The sequence below is a fragment of the Kingella pumchi genome (assembly GCF_022288825.1).
GTDB lineage: Bacteria > Pseudomonadota > Gammaproteobacteria > Burkholderiales > Neisseriaceae > Kingella_D > Kingella_D pumchi.
Genome location: NZ_JAKOOW010000012.1, coordinates 613 through 838 on the forward strand (window position 1 = coordinate 613; position 226 = coordinate 838).

Sequence of the window (226 nt, forward strand, 5' to 3'; positions counted from 1 at the left end):
GGCCATATGCGGGCTGTTGGGCTATATGGCGGCGAAAATGCAGGATAGGCCGGATGCGGTGCAAGTGGCCACTTTGACAACCGGATCGCCCGGCCATGCGAATCAAGTGGCCACTTCTATTGCCGAACAGACTGGCCAGGCGGATGCGGGCGGGACGGTGGAAACATCTCACAGCAAAAAATCAGGCCGGAACTGCACAAAAATAGGCTTGCCCAATCCGCCTTAC

At 57.5% G+C, this 226-nt stretch carries 1 protein-coding gene; it reads left to right on the forward strand.

What is annotated here, in order from left to right; translation table 11 throughout:
• Positions 1-226: hypothetical protein (locus MB824_RS03435; RefSeq protein WP_238745993.1), on the forward strand; the 226-nt coding region annotated here is incomplete at both ends.